Annotated in this window: 21 protein-coding genes and 1 tRNA gene; 11 read left to right on the forward strand and 11 right to left on the reverse strand. The window is 72.9% G+C overall.

Annotated elements, in window-relative coordinates; genetic code table 11:
- Window positions 1–117 precede the first annotated feature (117 nt).
- The 4 genes from OG946_RS20625 to OG946_RS20640 all read left to right on the forward strand — a co-directional run bounded on the left by OG946_RS20625 (window position 118) and on the right by OG946_RS20640 (window position 5,216).
- Window positions 118–2,337: a DEAD/DEAH box helicase gene (locus OG946_RS20625; protein ID WP_326797530.1), complete on the forward strand. Its 2,220-nt coding sequence runs from the start codon at window positions 118–120 to the stop codon at window positions 2,335–2,337.
- A 182-nt stretch (window positions 2,338–2,519) separates the two neighbouring features.
- Window positions 2,520–4,586, forward strand: coding sequence for a LamG domain-containing protein (locus tag OG946_RS20630; RefSeq protein WP_326797531.1), 2,067 nt, complete (start codon window positions 2,520–2,522; stop codon window positions 4,584–4,586).
- A gap of 106 nt (window positions 4,587–4,692) precedes the next feature.
- Window positions 4,693–4,765, forward strand: a tRNA-Lys gene (locus OG946_RS20635).
- A gap of 304 nt (window positions 4,766–5,069) precedes the next feature.
- Window positions 5,070–5,216: a hypothetical protein gene (locus OG946_RS20640; protein WP_326797532.1), complete on the forward strand. Its 147-nt coding sequence runs from the start codon at window positions 5,070–5,072 to the stop codon at window positions 5,214–5,216.
- Between the two features lie 85 nt (window positions 5,217–5,301).
- On the opposite strand, the gene OG946_RS20645 is transcribed toward OG946_RS20640, so the two are convergent.
- Genes OG946_RS20645 through OG946_RS20655 form a run of 3 tightly spaced genes read right to left on the reverse strand, consistent with a single transcriptional unit; the run spans window position 5,302 to window position 6,940 of the window.
- Complete coding sequence (locus OG946_RS20645) at window positions 5,302–6,156, reverse strand: helix-turn-helix domain-containing protein (protein ID WP_326797533.1); 855 nt, start codon at window positions 6,154–6,156, stop codon at window positions 5,302–5,304.
- A gap of 24 nt (window positions 6,157–6,180) precedes the next feature.
- A complete protein-coding gene (locus OG946_RS20650) occupies window positions 6,181–6,708 on the reverse strand; it encodes a DUF6879 family protein (RefSeq protein WP_326797534.1) in 528 nt (175 codons plus the stop codon).
- On the reverse strand, window positions 6,680–6,940 hold the full coding sequence (locus tag OG946_RS20655) for a hypothetical protein (RefSeq protein ID WP_326797535.1): 261 nt from the start codon (window positions 6,938–6,940) through the stop codon (window positions 6,680–6,682). The genes OG946_RS20650 and OG946_RS20655 overlap by 29 nt, the downstream gene beginning before the upstream one ends.
- 165 nt (window positions 6,941–7,105) lie before the next feature.
- Between OG946_RS20655 and OG946_RS20660 the strand changes: the two genes are divergently transcribed.
- From OG946_RS20660 to OG946_RS20675, 4 genes are all read left to right on the forward strand, one after another.
- Entirely contained in the window at window positions 7,106–7,288 is a 183-nt protein-coding gene (locus OG946_RS20660) for a hypothetical protein (protein WP_326797536.1), read from the forward strand.
- 2 nt (window positions 7,289–7,290) lie between these two features.
- The gene (locus OG946_RS20665) at window positions 7,291–7,503 is read left to right on the forward strand and encodes a hypothetical protein (protein WP_326797537.1); all 213 of its coding nucleotides are present in this window, start codon (window positions 7,291–7,293) and stop codon (window positions 7,501–7,503) included.
- Between the two features lie 164 nt (window positions 7,504–7,667).
- Window positions 7,668–8,183, forward strand: a complete 516-nt coding sequence (locus OG946_RS20670) for a hypothetical protein (protein WP_326797538.1) — start codon at window positions 7,668–7,670, stop codon at window positions 8,181–8,183.
- 76 nt (window positions 8,184–8,259) lie between these two features.
- Window positions 8,260–8,922, forward strand: coding sequence for a class I SAM-dependent methyltransferase (locus OG946_RS20675; RefSeq protein WP_326797539.1), 663 nt, complete (start codon window positions 8,260–8,262; stop codon window positions 8,920–8,922).
- Window positions 8,923–9,068: 146 nt separating this feature from the next.
- Here the strand turns inward: OG946_RS20675 and OG946_RS20680 are convergent, their stop codons facing one another.
- From OG946_RS20680 to OG946_RS20700, 5 genes are all read right to left on the reverse strand, one after another.
- Complete coding sequence (locus OG946_RS20680; protein ID WP_326797540.1) at window positions 9,069–9,557, reverse strand: hypothetical protein; 489 nt, start codon at window positions 9,555–9,557, stop codon at window positions 9,069–9,071.
- Window positions 9,558–9,934: 377 nt separating this feature from the next.
- Complete coding sequence (locus tag OG946_RS20685) at window positions 9,935–10,372, reverse strand: hypothetical protein (RefSeq protein ID WP_326797541.1); 438 nt, start codon at window positions 10,370–10,372, stop codon at window positions 9,935–9,937.
- 367 nt (window positions 10,373–10,739) lie between these two features.
- Window positions 10,740–10,952 carry a hypothetical protein gene (locus tag OG946_RS20690; RefSeq protein WP_326797542.1) on the reverse strand — a complete coding sequence of 71 codons (213 nt, stop codon included), beginning with the start codon at window positions 10,950–10,952 and terminating at the stop codon, window positions 10,740–10,742.
- 2 nt (window positions 10,953–10,954) lie between these two features.
- Window positions 10,955–11,137, reverse strand: coding sequence for a hypothetical protein (locus OG946_RS20695; RefSeq protein WP_326797543.1), 183 nt, complete (start codon window positions 11,135–11,137; stop codon window positions 10,955–10,957).
- A gap of 62 nt (window positions 11,138–11,199) precedes the next feature.
- Window positions 11,200–11,436 carry a hypothetical protein gene (locus OG946_RS20700; RefSeq protein WP_326797544.1) on the reverse strand — a complete coding sequence of 79 codons (237 nt, stop codon included), beginning with the start codon at window positions 11,434–11,436 and terminating at the stop codon, window positions 11,200–11,202.
- Between the two features lie 10 nt (window positions 11,437–11,446).
- Here OG946_RS20700 and OG946_RS20705 point away from each other — a divergent pair, with 10 nt between their 5' ends.
- The 3 genes from OG946_RS20705 to OG946_RS20715 are packed head-to-tail and all read left to right on the forward strand — an operon-like array spanning window position 11,447 to window position 12,416.
- Window positions 11,447–11,581: a hypothetical protein gene (locus OG946_RS20705; protein WP_326797545.1), complete on the forward strand. Its 135-nt coding sequence runs from the start codon at window positions 11,447–11,449 to the stop codon at window positions 11,579–11,581.
- 38 nt (window positions 11,582–11,619) lie between these two features.
- Entirely contained in the window at window positions 11,620–12,090 is a 471-nt protein-coding gene (locus OG946_RS20710; RefSeq protein WP_326797546.1) for an NUDIX domain-containing protein, read from the forward strand.
- Window positions 12,091–12,098: 8 nt separating this feature from the next.
- Window positions 12,099–12,416 (forward strand): hypothetical protein, encoded by a 318-nt coding sequence (locus OG946_RS20715; protein WP_326797547.1) that lies wholly within the window; start codon window positions 12,099–12,101, stop codon window positions 12,414–12,416.
- On the opposite strand, the gene OG946_RS20720 is transcribed toward OG946_RS20715, so the two are convergent.
- Genes OG946_RS20720 through OG946_RS20730 form a run of 3 tightly spaced genes read right to left on the reverse strand, consistent with a single transcriptional unit; the run spans window position 12,403 to window position 16,564 of the window.
- Window positions 12,403–13,446 (reverse strand): tetratricopeptide repeat protein, encoded by a 1,044-nt coding sequence (locus OG946_RS20720; RefSeq protein WP_326797548.1) that lies wholly within the window; start codon window positions 13,444–13,446, stop codon window positions 12,403–12,405. The two genes, OG946_RS20715 and OG946_RS20720, sit on opposite strands and share 14 nt — an antisense overlap.
- On the reverse strand, window positions 13,443–15,944 hold the full coding sequence (locus OG946_RS20725; protein WP_326797549.1) for an Hsp70 family protein: 2,502 nt from the start codon (window positions 15,942–15,944) through the stop codon (window positions 13,443–13,445). Before OG946_RS20725 ends, OG946_RS20720 begins: the two co-directional genes overlap by 4 nt.
- A complete protein-coding gene (locus OG946_RS20730) occupies window positions 15,941–16,564 on the reverse strand; it encodes a hypothetical protein (protein ID WP_326797550.1) in 624 nt (207 codons plus the stop codon). Before OG946_RS20730 ends, OG946_RS20725 begins: the two co-directional genes overlap by 4 nt.
- Between the last annotated feature and the right edge of the window lie 12 nt (window positions 16,565–16,576).

Consider the following 16,576-nt stretch of genomic DNA (forward strand, 5'->3'; position numbering starts at 1 on the left):
CGCGCCGTGTGTGGCGCGTTCCCTTCCCTGCCGTGGCAGACCGCAAGAGGCGGTCCTTGTAATTCCGCCGCGGAGTCGTGGCGCGTGCCGACGACTGCGGAAGGCTTTAACTCGTTCATGTCTGAAACCCCTGTGCTCGCCCCTGCCCTCGACGAGGCGGAGACGCCCGAGGTGACCGAGATCACCGAGGCGACCGAGACCGCCGTCACCGGCGACACCACCCTCACCGAGGCGACCGAGACCGCCGAGGCGACCGAGACCGCCGAGGCACCCGAGACCGCCGAGGCACCCGAGACCTCCGAGGCACCCGAGACCTCCGAGGCACCCGAGACCGCCGAGGCGGCCGTCACCGACGACACTGCCGTCACCGGCGACGCCCCGGAGGCCCCCGCGCCGACCTTCGGCGACCTCGGCCTGCCCCGCGGCGTCGTGGCCAAGCTCGCGGACTACGGCGTCACCACCCCGTTCCCGATCCAGGCCGCCACCATCCCCGACGCCCTCGCCGGGCGTGACGTCCTCGGCCGCGGCCGTACCGGCTCCGGCAAGACCCTCTCCTTCGGCCTGCCGCTGCTCGCGACCCTCGCCGGCGGCCACACCGACCCCAAGCGCCCCCGCGGCCTCATCCTCACCCCGACGCGCGAGCTGGCCATGCAGGTCGCCGACGCGCTCCAGCCGTACGGCGACGTGCTGCGGCTGTCGATGAAGGTCGTCTGCGGCGGTACGTCCATGGGCCGCCAGATCGGCGCGCTGGAGCGCGGCGTCGACGTGCTCGTCGCCACTCCGGGCCGGCTGCGCGACGTGATCGACCGCGGCGCCTGCTCCCTCGACCGGGTGCAGATCGCCGTGCTCGACGAGGCCGACCAGATGGCCGACCTGGGCTTCCTGCCCGAGGTCACCGAGCTGCTCGACCAGGTGCCGCCGGGCGGCCAGCGGATGCTCTTCTCGGCGACGCTGGACAAGGGCGTCGGCACGCTCGTCGAGCGCTACCTGGTCGACCCGGTCAGCCACGAGGTGGACCCGTCGGCGGGTGCGGTGACGACCATGACGCACCACGTGTTCGTCGTGAAGCCGCGCGACAAGGCGCCGGTCACGGCCGCCATCGCGGCGCGCAAGGGCCGCACCATCGTCTTCGTACGCACCCAGCTCGGCGCCGACCGCGTCGCCGACCAGCTCCGCGAGACCGGCGTGCGCGCCGCCGCGCTGCACGGCGGCATGACGCAGGGCGCGCGCACGCACACGCTGGCGGACTTCAAGGACGGCCGGGTGCACGCGCTGGTGGCGACGGACGTCGCCGCGCGGGGCATCCACGTCGACGGCATCGACCTGGTGCTGAACGTCGACCCGGCGGGCGACCACAAGGACTACCTGCACCGCGCGGGCCGCACGGCCCGCGCCGGCGAGTCCGGCACGGTCGTCTCCCTCGCGCTGCCGCACCAGCGCCGCACGGTCTTCCGCCTGCTGGAGGACGCGGCCGTGGACGCCTCGCGGCACATCATCAGCGGGCGCGGGGCGTTCGACCCCGACGTGGCGCGGATCACCGGCGCGCGGTCGATCGACGAGGTGCAGGCGGACTCGGCTGCCCAGGCGGCGACGGCTGCGGAGCGGGATGTGACGCAGTTGGAGGCCCAGTTGGAGCGGGCCCGCAAGCACGCGGCGGACCTGCGCGCGGAGGCGACGCGCCTGGCGACGCGCGCGGGCGTGACGCTGGAGCAGCCGGCGGAGCCGGTGGCGCAGGACGAGACGCCGGCGGAGCCGCGTGCGGAGGAGGCTCCGTACGAGGCCCGTACGGACCGGACGGACCGGGGTGACCGCACCGACCGCCCGTACAACCGCACCGGGATCCGGAACGACCGCAGGGAGCAGCGCTTCCGCGCCTTCGACAGGTCGGGGGATACGCGGCGCAACGACCGTAACGACCGGGACAACAGGGACTACCGCGAGCCGCGGGAGACCCGCGACTACCGGAACGACCGCCGCGACGAGCGCTCCTACGACCGCCGCGACGACCGCCCGTCGTACGACCGCCGCGACGACCGCTCGTACGGCACCCGTGAGCCCCGCTCGTACGACCGCCGCGACACCCGCCGCGACGACCGCGGCACCCGCTCCTACCCCCGCCGCGACGACCGCGGCGCCGCCCGCCCCTACGACCGCGACAACCGCCGCCCCTACGAGCGCCGCGACTCCGCCGACCGCTCCCGCTTCGGCGGCGACCGCCCGGCCGGCCGCGACCGCCGCGACGGCCGCCCGTACAGCCACGACCGCCGCACCACGGACGACCGCCGCACGGACAAGCCCCGCTGGAAGCGCCAGGACCGCAACAACCGCAAGGGCTGACCGCACCACCGACGGGCCCCCTCCCCCGGGAGGGGGCCCGCACGCGTCCGCGCCCTCTTGCCGAAACTGCGCGTAGGTGCATTGTCACAGCGGGTTGTTAGGCTGCGCGAGCGTAATGCCTTGAGGGGCCCCACACCCTCCGCCAGGAGAAATCCCGTCGGTTCTCACTCAGGAGGGAAACCTTGGCCCGTCATGCTCTCTTACGTTCCGCCCTCGTCGGCGCGGCGCTGTCCGCCGTGCTGGCGGCGACGCCCCTCACGGCGGCGGCAGCCGCGAACGCCGCGCCCGACCGGCCGGACACGGCCGACCTCACCATGTGGTCCCGCCCCTGCACCGCGGGGCCCGACCGCCCGTACTTCAACATGGCTCCACCGCTGCGCGCGGTCCTGCACGACCCGGACGGCGACAGCTTGGCGGCGCAGTTCGAGCTGAGCTGGCAGGACCCGTCCGGGGAGCCGCAGACGCGTGAGCTGACCACGACGTCGAAGTCCAGCGGCTCCGAGTTCTCCTGGCATCTGAAGCAGCAGGACATCCCCGAGGACATCCCCGTGCAGTGGCGGGTGCGGGCCACAGACGGCACGGCGTGGGGGCCGTGGAGCTCCGACGGTGGCGCAGGTCCCTGCGAGTTCGTCTACGACACCACCTCGCCCGCGCCGCCCGTGATCTCCTCCCCCGACTACCCGGAGGACCCCGAGGGCTGGACCGACGGCGTCGGCGTCCCCGGCCGGTTCATCTTCGACGCGCCGGCCGAGGAGGCGGTCAAGTACTACTACTCCGTCGGCGGCTCGGCGCCCCGCCTGATCGACGCCCCCGCTCCCGGCGAGCCCGTGACCGTCACGTGGACGCCCGAGCGGTCGGGTGTACACGTCTTCGAGGTCCAGTCCGTGAGCAGGGCGGGCACCACCTCGGCGCCCGCGAGTTACACGATCCGCGTCAGCTCGGGCCGCTCGCCGGTGGCGAGTTGGGCGCTCGGCGACGCCGCGGGCGCGAGCGAGGCGGCGCCCACCACCGGCACCGCGGCGGCCACGGCGGGCACGGGCGTCACCTTCGGCGCCGCCGGCCCGGAAGGCACCGCGTACGGGACGGCCGCCGCACTGGACGGCACCCCCGACGCCTACCTGACCCCGCAGACCCCGGTCGCGGACACCTCGGAGTCCTTCGCGGTCGCCGCGTGGGCGCGGCCGGAGACGGCGGCGGAGGGCGGCATGACCGTACTCAGCCAGAACGGCGGCGCGACACCCGCGTCATTCGCGCTGGGCATCCACGACGGCCGCTGGTCCCTCGCGGTCGCGGACGGGACCGCCGACCCGGTCCGGGCGACGGGCGGCGCGGCGGCGACCGGCAAGTGGGCCCACCTCACGGCGGTGTACAACGCCCCGGCCAGGACAGCCCGCCTCTACGTCGACGGCCGCCTCGCGGCGACGGCGGAAGGCGCCACCGCGGCGTCCACGGCCGGCGACCTGCAGGTGGGCCGGGTACGTACCGCCGCGGGCCACGCGGGCAACTGGCGCGGCCGCCTGGCGGACGTACGCGTCTGGGACCGCGTCGTGGTCGCGGACGAGGCCGCGACGCTGGCGACCCGCAAGGCCCAGCGCACGGGCTACTGGATGCTCGACGAAGCCTCGGACGGCACCAGCCCCGAATACACCGGCGGCCAGCCGCTCACCCTGTCCGACGGCGCGGCCGTCACGGACGCCGACCCGATCGCCGGGACCGGCCACCTCGAACTCACCGGCAACGGCGGCTACGCCGCCACGGCCACCCCGCCCGTCGACACCACCGCCGGCTACTCGGTCGCCGCGTACGTCCGCTTCGGCTACGACCTGCCCACCCGGGACATGACGCTGTTCTCCCTCCCCGGCGACCACACCAACGCCGTCGAGGTCCGCTATGAGGCGGACACCGGGGCGTGGGAACTCGTCGTCGCCGACACCGACACCCCGACCGCGACGCACACCGTGACGGAGGCGTACGCGAACCCGTGGGGCCAGCACGTCGCCGTTGTCCACGACGACCCCGCCGACCGCATCCGCCTCTACACCGACGGGATGCTCGCCGCCGACCTCCCCCTTCCCGACGCCGCCACCTGGCCAGCCACCACCGGCCTCCAACTCGGCCGCGCCCGCACCCCCACCGGCTGGACCGACCCCATGACCGCCGCGATCGACGAAGTCCGCACCTACACCGGAGCGCTCTCCAAGGAGCAGGTGGCAATGATCAGGGGCCCCTGGACGGACCCGGACGTCTGACCGCCACCCACCCGCGGCCCCTCCCGCCCCAGGGAGGGGCCGCGCCCCGCCCGCCAGGGGATATCCGCTCGGGGGCACGCCGGGGTCCGGGCTATGCTGGCCGGGCGGGCCGCTAGCTCAATTGGCAGAGCACCGGACTTTTAATCCGTTGGTTGTGGGTTCGAGTCCCACGCGGCCTACTGATGCCCTCGGCATCCGAACCCCCGTTGACCTGCGTCTGCGGGGGTTCAGTCGTGTCCGGCGCTTGCGCTTCGGGCGAATCCGTCGATGAGGTGGTCACAGAGTGGTCACGCTCGCCATCGGCAGGTGCAGAAGGCTCGGCGCGACGGCGACGCGGTACGAGGGCCGAGGCGCGGTCCCAGCGTCCCGGCCGACGCCGCCGAGCAGGTGCGAGTATGTGTCAGACCGCGACGCCGAGCGCAGACGCCAGTCGAGCAGGCGAGCGGATATGTCTCACCAGTCGCCCGCCGGTACGCCGAGATGATGCAGCGCCAGGCCGACGAGGCCGCCCGCGACCGATACCAGGTGCCGGAGTCGCGCGAGGAACTGCTCGCCATGAAGTCGGCCGATCAGGTGCGCACCTACCGCGAGCACCGTGAGGTGTACGACCGCCTCATGGGGCACGCCTAACCCGCTCTCGGCCGACCCACCGTCAACTCGCCGCTGCTCGGCCTTCCCCGTGCCCGGCGCCTTCGAGGCGCCGGGCGCCGGCGCGTCAGCCCAGGGCTTCGATAGCGCGGAGTATCAGCGCGCGAGCCTCGGCCCCGTACACCGCGAGCCGACGCAACTCCTCGAACGCCTTCAGGTACAGGGCGATCTCGGAGGGCTGCGTGACGTTCACTTCGGCGGAGACGAGTTCGACTGATACGAGTGCGTCGTCGTACACGCTGAACGTCTCGTCCGGCCAGCGCATCCGTTCGCGCGCCGCCATCGGGACGATGCCGAGCGAGACCGCCGGCAAGGCGCCCGCAGTGAGCAGGTGCCCGAGCTGGGCGGCCATCGCGTCAGAGTCCGCCATCTGGTAGCGCAGGACCGACTCCTCAACGACGATCACGAACCTGTGGCCTTGCTCATGGATGACGCGGGAGCGCTCGACGCGGGCCCGCGCCGCCTCGGCGCTGTCCTCGATGGGGAGATCCCGGAAGCGGGCTGCCCTGCGGAGGACAGCGGCTGCATAGCCCTCGGTCTGAAGCAATCCGGGAACCAGGGTGGAGGAGTAGACGCGGAACAACTCGGTGTCCCGGTAGAACTGCACCAGGCTTTCCTGCAACTGCTTCTGGCCTCTGCGGATCTGGTGACGCCACTCCCGGTACATCGACTCCGCGTTGATGGACTGGACGACGAGGTCTTGCGCCTGGTCCTGAGTGCGGGTGGCCTCGCACCACTTGCGGATGTCCGTTGCCGTGGGCCCGGTGAGGGCGTTCTCGATGCGTGAGGTCTTGGAGTAGTGCCAGCCGCACCGGTGGGCCAGCTCGACGATGGTCAGCCCGGCCTCCTTACGAAGGTCTTGCAGCCGCCCGGCGACGGCTTCGCGCGCGGCCTGGGCGGCGGAGGACGGGGAGACGGGCATGAGCTGGCCAGCCGGTGCTTCCTGTCAGCGGATCTCGTACTGATCGTGCGGGACAGCGCGCGCCCACACTGCTTCGAAGGCCGCGGCGCACAACTCGGCCGCGGCAGGCTCGTCGGTGATCTCCTGGCCGGCCCAGGCGCCGCTGCCGGTGAAGTGGTTCCAGCGGATCAGCCGCTCGTCGAACAGCCAGAAGTCGTTTCCCGGCAGAGCGATGTCCGAGGCGCGTCGTCGGGGCAGCCAGCGAACCTGCTCGCCCGCGGCGACGTTGACGACCGTTCCGGCGTGCTCGTATCGGATGTAGTCCGTAACCGGCTCAGAGATGACGCGGGCACGCCGCACGGTGACGCCGCGCGCTACCGCCTGGGAGATCAGCTCCACCCAGGAAGCCCAGGACTCGGATCCGGGGTCCGTGTCACGCTGGCCAGTACGTAGCCAGGTGCTGAAGCCATCGGCCTCGTCACTGACCCCGTACTGGTCCCGCATCTCCAGGTGCACAGCGGAGCGTTTGCAGCCCGAGAGGAGTTCAGGGAACGTCGGCTCGCTCGACGACATCGCACGCCTTCCTGATCATGTGCACCATCCTGGCAGGAACCCGGATCACCGCCTCATCGGACGGAATGCCCTTCGCGTGCCCGGGCACCTCGAACGCGGCGCACTCTGCCTCCAGTTCGGCCCCCGGCTTCCAGCCCTGGAAGACGAGTTCGTTGGTCTCCTGGTCGACCCACACGGTAGGGCTCTTGTCCTTCTCCGTAGCGGGGTCGATCCCGACGAACAGTAACGGCATGTCAGCCTCCGTCTACATCGGCTTGCAGTCCTTTGCGTCACCGTCCCCCGCAGGGCGATACCCGTCAAGGGCGTGATGCGGCCAACGTCTCGTGGTGCAGAAAGGAGACGCAAATTTCTGCAAATTCATGGTGTGTGCAAACCGATCGTTCCTACCTTCCTGGGCATGGCCGCCCAAGCAGAGGCGCCGTCGGCGCCTGACGACCCCCTGATGACGCTGCGCGTGTCTCGCGACAGCGGGCGCACCTTCGAGCGCGAGAAGCGCTTCTACGCTCGCGACTGCGAGCCTCCACTGCTCAACGGCGCCTACCCGCCGTGCGAGTGCCCCCGCTGCGGCGGAAGGGGGTGATCATGAGCGCCGATGTGGGGGACGCGACCAGCCAGCGGACCTACCCCTCGCCGCCCGTGTTCCTGCCCGTCCGCGAGGGCCAGGAGGCGCGGCCCGTCCTCGACTGCGAGGGATGCAGTCGGCTCGACCAGGAGCGCCGGGACGCGCGCAACCGCGGCGACCACTCGGCCGCGAGCGACGCCGGCGTCCGCATCCGCAGACATCCCCACCACTGAACTCCCGCCGCTGGCCCTGCCATCCGTCGGGCCAGGGGCGGGGCCCGGAGCCGGGTCCGGCTGCCCCCGGCCTGGACACGGGGCGCCCCGTCCGCCGTCGCGCCGGCTCCGGCGGGCGGGGCACTGCACCACCGCATCCACACCAACGGATCACGGAGGAGCACATGAGCATCGCACTCGAACCCGTCCGCACCGCGACAACGGATCGCGACCCGCGGGCGCTGCTGGACGCGGTCCGGCCGAGGATCAAGGAGCTGACGTACAACGTGCTGGAGTCCCCGGGCTCCGAGCAGGTCACGCTGTGGGAGCGGGAGATCAAACTCCTGATGCGCGACGGCACCATGGTCCGCAACATGGCCGAGCGGATCCTCGACAACGCGATCATGTACCTCGTCACGGCCATGGAGCACCCCGAGGTCCACCTCGGGGTCGGGAAGGTCGTCGACATCGGGGTGCACCAGATCATCCTGGATACCCCCGTGTACTTCGCGTTCTGCGAGGCGTACAACGGCGGCCGGTACAAGCACCACGCCCCGCTCATCGAGCGCCGCCGGGACGGCACCGTGCTGCGCACCGCCGACTTCATCCGCGGCTGTGGCTTCGCCCCGGACGAGGAGTTGTGGGCGATGGACGGCGCGGAGTGCTCGCCGTGCGACGACAAGGCCCCTGACAGCCATTGACCGCCCCTACGCTGGCCCCGCCCCGCACCCCCCAGGGGCGGGGTCGGCCCTTCCCCGAGCGCCCAAGGAGACCCGGTTGCCCGCCCGTCACAACCTCGCCCACGAGACCGAACTGTGGGACGCCTACGCCGAGAGCGTCACCAAGGACATCACCGAGCCCGTCCTGAACTGGACGCAGTACGCCGGCCACGGCCCCGGCCCCGAACTCCTCGGCGACCCGAAGACCGCGCTGGAGATCGGCTGCGGCACCGGCCGGGCCGCCGTCCACCTCACCGCCCGCGGCGTCGAGGTCACCGGCCTGGACCTGTCTCCCGTGATGGTCAAGCAGATCACCGCGCACTGGGCCGGCCGCCGCGTACCGGAGTTCGTCTGCGCCGAGGTACTGGACTACCTCACCGGGACCGGCCGGACGTGGGACGCGGTGTACTCCATCTTCGGCGCCGCCTGGTTCACCGACCCCGTCAAGCTGCTTCCGCTCGTCGCCCAGCGCGTGACCCCCGGCGGCGTCTTCGCCTTCTCCCAGCCGCCGCCCATCCCTGGCGCCTACGGCCCCCAAGGCATGTACAAGGGCGGGTTCGCCGGGAAGGCCCTGTACACCTACCGCTACAGCTACACGCCGAGGAAGTGGCGGATCCTGCTGGAGCGCGCCGGCTTCACCGACATCACAGTTGACGTGCTTAAGGCGCCGAAGAGGGACCACATCGGCACCCTCATCGCCCGCGCCGCCCTGGCCGCATGAACGTCCGCCGCCGGCATGGCCGACGGCCCCGCAGCCCCCGCCGTGCCATCAACCGGCGGCGGTGGCGTCCTCGGCGAGCGCGGTCCGTACCTCGACGGCGGCGGCGACCGCGGCGGCGACGGCCTGTTCGGTGGTGCGGTCGGCAGTCATCGGCCCTCACCGCCCCCGGCGGCGAGGGCGAGTTGTCCGGGCACCGGGGCGTGCCCGCGGGTCTCGTCGAGTCGGGCGTACACCTTCTTGGCGTACGAGGTGCTGCGGGTGGCGAGGCGCGCGGCCTCGGCGGGCGGGGTGCCCTTTGCCCAGCACGATTCGAGGACGACGCGGGCGGCGGCGGTGGACAGCCGCTCGGGCTGCTCGTCGGTCACCTCGTCGCCGGTGTCGGCGTGGGGTGCCCTGAGCACGTACACCTTGCGGTCACCGCAGATGACCAGAGGCGACACGGGCGGCGCGGTGTCGGCGGGCGTCTGCTCGACGGCCTGCTTGTCGGTCACCTCGGCCCGGGGTGCGGCGGCCACCTCAAGCGGGTGCCCGGCAGGTGTCGACGCGGGGCCTGGGGTGACCGGTGCGGCAGCGACGTGGTGTCGCTCGGCGGGCTCCTCGACCACGGTCTCGACGCGGTCGGCGAGCCGGTGCACGGGCCACAGGACAAGCCCACGCGGCCTACCGCTCAGGGCCAGGTCAGAAGACATCTGATCTGGCCCCAACTCGTTCCCGAGGCCCGTGAAGATCGATAGCTCGGCCGAACTTCAGGCGATCACACCAGAAGGCCGCGCGCACGGAACGGCCCCGGGAGTGGATGCACGCTCTCGGGGCCGTCCTCTGCCAGCGCCCGTCCTTCCGTAGACGGGAGGCGCACAGCCGCCGCCACGGTGCCATATGCGGACGATGAGGCCCCGTTCCGTCCAGCGGCTACGACCGGGCGGGCGGGGCTGCTCGGGGCGGGCCGGCCGCGCGCGGGGCAGCGGCGCGGCCGGGGCTGATGGGGAATGCCCGCCGTGCCGGCGGCGGGCGTTCAGCGGACGAGCTGGAGGGCCTGCTTCATCAGCTCGCCGTCGTCGAGGGCGAAGGTGCCGGTGTGCAGGACGTCGTGGCCGTACATCTGCTGGGCCAGCTTGATGCGGCGGTCGAGGCGCAGGCTCCAGCCGGTGTTCGTGACGTCGAGGCGGGGGCCGGAGCCGCCGATGCGGGCGGACCAGCCGGTGCAGATCACCCAGCCGGCGCAGGCGTTCTCGTGTCCGCCGCGGGAGCCGTACAGGCCCTGGGCGTGATGTGCCGCGGCGACCGCCAGCAGCTCGGGGTGCTCCAGCTCCGGGACCGGCAGTACGCCGACGATCGCGGTGGTGCCGAAGTAGCCGGTGGTGGTGTAGGCGAGCAGGCAGCGGCGGTCGGGCCAGTGGTGGGTGAGCGGGAAGACGGTGACGCGGCCGGTGCCGGTCTGCTCGCTGCCCATGGTGCTCCTGTCGGTCCGGGTCGGCCCCCGCGGCACAGTAGCCGCGGGGACCGACATTTCGGGGTATGTCAGCGGTGGCCGGGGGACGGGTTGCCGCCTCCGCCGTCGCCGTCCTCGATGTCGGTGTTGTCGTCCTCGTCGCCCGGGTCGCCCCCACACGGCGGGGGTGATCGTCAGCGGGATGTTGCCGGTCATCGGGTGTGCCTCCTCTCCAGCGCCCCGGGCCGCCCGGGGCGGTGGTGCGGCGCCCCGCCCGCCGGAGCCGGCGCGACGGCTGGGCGAGGCGCGCCCGGCCGGTTCGTTGCTCGGCCGACCGTCCGGTGGCCCGCCCCCTGGCAGATCGGACAGGCGGCCAAGGGGCGGGAGTTCAGTGGTGGGGGTGCCGGCGGATGAGGACGGAGCAGTCGCTGGCGGCCGAGTGGCCGCCGCGGTTGCGCGCGTCCCGGCGCTCCTGGTCGAGCCGGCTGCATCCCTCGCAGTCGAGGACGGGCCGCGCTACCTGGCCCTCGCGGACTGGAAGGAACACGGGTGACGAGGGGTAGGTCCGCGGCGCGGTCACGTCCCCGGCAGCGGCGCTCATGGTCACCGCCTTCTACCGCAGCGGGGGCACTCGCACGGCGGGTAGACGCCGTTGAGCAGAGGCGGCTCGCAGTCGCGGGAGTAGAACCGCTTCTCGGGCTCGAAGGTGCGCCCGCTGTCGCGGGACACGCGCAGGGTCGGCAACGGACGTTCGGGCGCCGTCGGCGCCTCTGCTTGGGCGGCCATGCCCAGGAAGGTAGGAACCCCGTCAGAGGGGCTTCAACGAACTTCTACGAACGTGCATGGGATCACCCGAGAGCGTCGATCGCGGAGGTGATCAGTGTCCGCGCCCGCGGGCCGTACACGGCGATCTGCGCCAGGTTCGCGAACGACTGCGCGTACTCCTCAATCCCCCGGGGTTGGGTGACGGTCAGGTGCGCCGAGACCAGTTCGACGTTCACCTGCACGTCGTCGTACATGGTGAACGACTCCACGGGCCAGCCGATGCCCCGCGCCACCCCGAGCGGGATCACGCCCAGGCTCACCGCGGGCAGTGTGCCGACGGCGATCAGGTGCCCCATCGACGTCCCCACCGGCTGCGAACTCCCGGCGAGCGAGAGCTACGCCCAGATCGAGGTCACCCCTGACGGGGAGTCCGAGACCGCCATCTTCGCGGGCAAGGTCGACTGAGCCGCCCCCGAGGCGCCGCCCCCGCGCATGATCTCCCCATGACCCGTACCGAGTACTACGACGACCCCGCCGCCCCCGAGCCCAACAGCCTCGTCGCCGCCGCCTCCGCCGTGGTGACCGACGGCGGCGGCCGCATCCTGCTCCAGCGCCGCCGTGACAACGGCCTGTGGGCGCTGCCCGGCGGCGGGATGGAGCTGGGCGATTCGCTGCCCGGGTGTGCGGTGCGGGAGGTGAAGGAGGAGACGGGGCTCGACGTCGAGGTGACGGGGCTCGTCGGCACGTACACCGACCCGCGGCACGTCGTCGCGTACAGCGACGGGGAGGTACGGCGGCAGTTCAACGTCTGCTTCACGGCCCGCGTCGTCGGCGGGACACTGGCGATCTCGGAGGAGTCGACGGAACTGCGGTTCGTCGACCCCGGTGAGCTGGACGACCTGCCGATGCACCACACCCAGCGACTCCGGCTGCGCCATTTCCTGGACCACCGGTCCACGCCTTACCTGGGCTAGGTCACCCGATGGGGATGTACAACCACCTGGACGCGGACATGAAGTGCCCGCGGTGCGGCGAGCAGTGTGCGGCGGAGATCGAGTTCAGGTTCGGCCTGCTCGACCTCCGCCGGTACGCGGTCGGCGATGCCGTCGACTGGGGCGTGAAGGGGCTGCGCCACCCCCGGACCCGGCCCCCGGACGGCACCTACGCCGGCGAGGGGTACGCCGAGTGCCGGTGCTGCCGCAAGGACTACTTCGTGCTCATCCGGGTCGAGGCGGACCGGATCGTCTCGGTCGAGGTGGACCCGGCCAAGCCCGGTCACATCCCGCCTACTTCGGCGTGATCACCACCGTTACCGTGCGGTTCTTGGCGTCCTCGGGGTACGGGGCCTCTCGCTGGTCCGCGCTTGAGGTCGTGAACGCCGTGAGGGGTTCGCCGCTCGCCGCGCTCAGTTCGCGGGCCGCGATCAGGGCGCGCCACAGCGCCAGCACCGAGCCGCCGCTGCGGGGGGCGTCGGGGACCGTGGCGGCGTGGCCCCGGATGGCGATGCGGGCGTCCAGCCGGGCCAGGTGCTCGCCCAGGGTCGCGAGGCGGGCGGCGCCTTCCGGGGTCAGTTCCGCGCCCTCGGAGAAGACGCCCTCCGTGAAGGCCACCTCCACAGAGCCGCCCCGTACCTGCGGGCGGATGCCGGGGGAGCGGAGGGTCGTTGCCAGTGCCTCGGCCGCTTCCTCCCGGCGGGTCTCCTCGCTCGTACGGTCCGCTTCCCGCGCCGCCTCCAGTTCCTTCCGTACGCGTTCCTCGATCTGCTGCTCCGTCGCCGCCGCCCGCTCCGTACCGCCCGGACGCCCCGGCTCCTCGTCCCCCGTCAGCGCCACCGCGCCCGTCGCCGCCACCGCCAGCGCGCAGACCGCCGCGACCACAGCCGTACGGGTGCGGTGGCGGGCCAGGGAGGCCCGGGGGCCGTCGGCGGTGAGGCGGGTGATGCGGGCGAGGCCGGCCCGGGCGGCGGGGTCGGCGGGGTCGTGGGTCTGGAGGCGGCGCCAGTAGGTGGCGGCGGCGTCCAGTTCGCCGCGCTGGGCGTGGACGCGGGCGAACAGGTCCAGGACCTCCGGGCGTTCGCCCACCGCGCGGGCGTCCCTGGCCTCCGCCGCGCGCAGGAGACGCAGCGCCTCGTCCAGGTCGCCCGCCCGCGCCGCCGTACGGACCTGTGCCACCAGCAGGGCCGCCCGCAGTGTGCCCGACGCCGGCGCCGGCGTGCCGCCGGCCGACGCGGGGCCGCCGCCGCCCGCGGACGCAGGGCCTGCCGAAGTGCCGCCAGCCGACGTACCGCCCGATACCTCGCCCGCCGCCGTCGTGCTCGTGTCCGTGCTCACCTGACCCCGCCCTCCTTCCTCCCCAGCTCGTTCCCCGCCGCCTCCGGCGGCAGCAGCCGCCGCAGCCGCTGGTTCACCGCCGCGAGCGCCCCCCGGTCGCCCACCGCCATCGCCCTCCTGCCGTCGCGGATCGCCGCGTCCGCCTGGTGGCTCGGGTGCATCAGGTCGCGCATCTCCACCAGCGCGTTGAACACCACGAAGTCCCATTCGTCCGTCCGCCGCAGCAGCTCCACCTGGAACTCCTCCGCCCGCTTCACCAGCTTCCGCAGCTCCGCCGGCGTCGCGTCCCCGCCCGGCGCGCTCGCGCGCCCGCGCAGGTTCTCCAGCTCCCGGCGGTCGGCCGGGGTCCCGCCGACCTGCGTGATGATGTCCTCGCACGAGCCGAGCACGTCCCACAGCCGGCGTTCGAGGCCGGGGATCTCGATGGCCTCCTCGATGTCGTCGAGTTCGGCCTCCAGATCGCGCATCCGGCGGTCGCTCGTCACCGCCGCGCCCGTGTCGACGCCCGCGGCCTCGACCTCCCTGCCGAGCTGCGTGAGCGGGCGGTGCTCCTCCAGCTTCCGCAGCCGGGCCCCGGCCTGCTCCGCGTGCTCGGACGCGGCGTCGCCCTTCAGGCCGCGCAGGCGCTGCTCCAGGTGCCGTAGCCGGCCGGCCAGCTCGTGCTGCTCCGGCGCGAGGAGTTCGGTGCGGTTGATGGTCGCCTCGAACTGCTGCTGTACCAGCGGGATATGGGCGGTGACCAGGGCCTCCCGGCTGCTCGCCGCGATCTCGAACGTCACCTCGACCTCGCTCTCCGCCGGCAGGTCGATCCGGACGTCCCGCGGCCGGATCTCCAACTGCCCCACGCGCGTGTTGCGTTCGGCACGCGGCCGTTCGCCCTCCAGCAGCGGGATACGGATCACCGCGTCCGGCTCCGAGCGGTGCAGCGGGATCGTGGTGCGGTAGATCTTCGTCACCATGGCCGGCAGCGTCGTGCCCTTGCGGAGCAGCGGGTCGAACGAGCCGTCGGCCCGGCCGATGCCGAGGGTGCCCGTCAGCACCGCCTCGCCGGGGACGACCTTCGCGTGCGTGATCGACAGGGTGCCGCCGGTGAGCTTCTGCCGCGTACCGGAGGTGTCGGTCAGCTCGACGGTGAAGTGGGACGTGGCGCCGGCGGTGAGCGCGACCTCGGTGTAGAAGGTGCCGTCCTGGGAGAGCGCGGTACGGGGGCCGCGGAACGGCGGCTGTCCGTCCGGGTTGGCGAGCACGACGGCGTACCGGGTGAAGTCCACCGTGCTGCCGCTGGTCACCTTGCCCGACACCGGGATGTCCGTGGTGTCGACGGTCTGCGCGGGGTAGTTCAGCTCCACCGCGAACTCGCCCGGCGCCGCGGCCCGCACCTTCCGCGGCCGCCGTACGGTACGGGCGAACGCCGCCGCGCCGCGGGCCACCACCGTCGTCGGGTCCTGGCTGTGGTCCACCTCGATACCGAGCCCCGTGTGCCGGTCGGTGAGCAGCGCGCGCAGCCCCGGGCTGAGCGTCGAGCCGCCGGCCAGGAGCAGCCGGTCGATGTGGTCGGGGCGCAGCGCGCTCTCGGCCAGCGCCTCTCGGCAGAGCTTGATCGCACGGGTGTAGAAGGGGAGCGCGAGGTCGTCGAGCGCGCCCCGGGTCAGGGTGAACTCGAAGTTCTCGGTGTCGCCGTTGCCGTCGTCCAGGTCGCAGGCGATGTCGATCTTGTCCATCCGGGACAGCGCGATCTTCGCGTTCTCCGCCTCCGCCTTGAGCTTGGCGAAGTTGCCCAGCCAGCGGCGGTTGCTCCGGTTGAAGTCCGCCAGCCCCAGGTCGCGCCGGACGGCGGGGGCCAGCAGGTCGTCGACGACCGCCCAGTCGATGAGCTTCCCGCCGAGGTACGGGTCGCCCGCGTGCTGGATGAGCTGGAGTTCGCCGTCGCGCTTGCTCATCACGGCGGCGTCGAAGGTGCCGCCGCCGAGGTCGAAGACCATCCAGTGGGCGGAGTCCGAGGTGTCCTGCACGCCGTACGCGATGGCGGCGGCGGTCGGCTCCTGCACCAGCGGGCAGTGCTCGCTGAGCCCGGCCAGGGCGGCGGCCTCGGAGGTGGCGGTGTTCTGGTTGAGGGCGAAGGCCGCGGGCACGGTGATCACCGCGACCTCCGGCGCGTATCCCGTCTCGGCCGCGGCGTCCTGCCGCAGCGACTTCAGCACCTCGGCGGACAGCTCCTCGGGCGTGAGGGACAGCCCCGCGCGCTCGAACCGGCGCGCCGCCCCCGCCACTCCCATCTCCAGCTTGAACTCGGAGTGGGCGTTGGCCGGGTCGGACTCCGTACGCTCCTTGGCCCGCCGGCCCACGTGGACGATGTCCTTCTTGGGGATGTAGACGGCGGAGGGGGAGTAGTCCCACTGCTCGTTGTTCTTGACGATGCGTACGCCGCCGTCCTCCGCCACCGCGATCGCGCTGTTCGTGGTGCCGAGGTCGATGCCGTAGTCGATGGTCTCGCTCACTCCGGGGTCTCCTTGGTCGTCTCGTCACCGGGGTCCTGCGGGGGCCTGCCGACGATGACCTGGCCCATCTGGATGCGCCGGCCGCGGAAGTAGACGGACGGCCGTACGGTCTCCAGCACGACCTCGCGGGTCAGCTCCGGGTCCTCCTGGAAGACCAGCGCCTCCAGGGAGAGACCGGTGTCGAACGGCTCGCCGTCGTGCTCCTGGATCTCCAGCCCGTCCTCGGCGAGGGCCTGGCGGCTGGCGCGGACCTGGAGCCGGACCTGCCGCAGGTCGGCGGGGGAGAGCCTGCCGGCGTCCTGGTCGAGCTTGCGCAGCGCGCGCCAGATGCCGGTGGCCGCGCCCACCAGGGCGCCGGCCCCGGCCCCGGCGTCGGCGGCCGCCGGGTCGGCGGTGCCGGTCGTGCCGGTCCCGGCCGTGTCCGTCCCGGCGTCCGCGGACGACGCCGCTGCCGCGGCCAGCGCCTCCGCCGCCTCCACCTCCGCCAGCACCTCCGCGACCCACGCCGTCTGGGCCGGGTCGAGCTGCGGCGGCGGAACGCGGAACTCGGGCGGCTGGCGCCACTGTCCGAGCGCGGCGCCGAGGCGCCCCCTCGCCCGGTGGCGGGCGTGCTGTGTCATCGGAGCCCTTCC

The sequence above is a fragment of the Streptomyces sp. NBC_01808 genome (genome assembly GCF_035917395.1).
Classification (GTDB): Bacteria; Actinomycetota; Actinomycetes; order Streptomycetales; family Streptomycetaceae; genus Streptomyces.